A 976-nucleotide genomic window follows, 5' to 3' on the forward strand; every position below is an offset into this window, starting at 1 on the left:
CGCGCCGAGGTCGGGTTCGGCCTGCGGCGCGGCGCCGAGCCCGTCCCGCTCGACGGGGCGCGGCTCGGCGGCTGGACGTTCCGGGAACGGGCCCGGCCGCTGCTCGGCTACGCCGAGCGCGGCGCCCTCCAGGTGCTCCCGGGGGGACTGCTGGCCAACCTCGGCCCGGTGCCCGCCGCGGACGTTCCCGTGCCCCCGCCGTCCTCGCCGGTTCCGCCGAAGGACGGCCCAGCCCCGGGCGGCGCGCCGGCGCCGTCCACGACCGAGACGAGGAGTCCGAGCGGTGCGAACACGCAACAGTGACGATCCGGTCGTGCCGACGTGGGCGCCGCGCGCGGTGCTCGCGGGCGCGCTGCTGGTCCTGGTCGGCGCGGCCACCCCGCCGGGTGCCGTGGCGGCCGCGAACGTGCAGTACTTCCTCTCCTTCTACGCGGGCGTGTTCACGCTGCTCGCGCTGACCACCGCCGTGATGAGCGGGCTGCTGGCGACCGAGCGGCTGATCCTCGGGATCCGGCACCGGGTGCTGGCGCAGGGCGTCCACCGCGCCTCGGCCGTGCTGGCGACGGCGATGGTGGTCGCGCACGTCGCGGTGAAGGAGCTGGCGGGCCTGGCGGTACCGGAGCAGGTCTTCGTGCCCGGACCGGACCCGGTCGGGCTCGGTACCCTCGCGTTCGAGCTGATGCTCCTGATCGCGGTCACGGGGATGCTGCGCGCGCGCTTCGCGTTCCGCGGGCGGCCCTGGGTGTGGCGGACGCTGCACTCCGCCGCCTACGTGTCGTGGCCGGTCGCGATCGCGCACGGCCTGACCGCGGGGCGGACCGCGGCGGACTGGGTGACGCTGAGCTACGTGCTGAGCGTCGCGGCGGTCGCGCTCGCGCTGGTCACCCGCATGGTCGTCGTGGTCAGGCCGCGGGACGTCCGGCGCGCGGGGGCCGGTGCGCCGGGCCCCGCCGCCGTCCGGGCCCGGCACGCGCCC

At 77.6% G+C, this 976-nt stretch carries 1 protein-coding gene and 1 pseudogene; both read left to right on the forward strand.

Annotated elements, in window-relative coordinates; translation table 11 throughout:
- Positions 1–303, forward strand: a pseudogene (locus E1291_RS43030) (hypothetical protein); the annotation flags it as partial.
- The coding region (locus tag E1291_RS41485) for a ferric reductase-like transmembrane domain-containing protein (RefSeq protein WP_207401280.1) at positions 284–976 on the forward strand (693 nt) is incomplete at its 3' end. The pseudogene E1291_RS43030 and the gene E1291_RS41485, both read left to right, overlap by 20 nt.

The sequence above is a fragment of the Actinomadura roseirufa genome (assembly GCF_900659635.1).
Taxonomy (GTDB): domain Bacteria; phylum Actinomycetota; class Actinomycetes; order Streptosporangiales; family Streptosporangiaceae; genus Spirillospora; species Spirillospora roseirufa.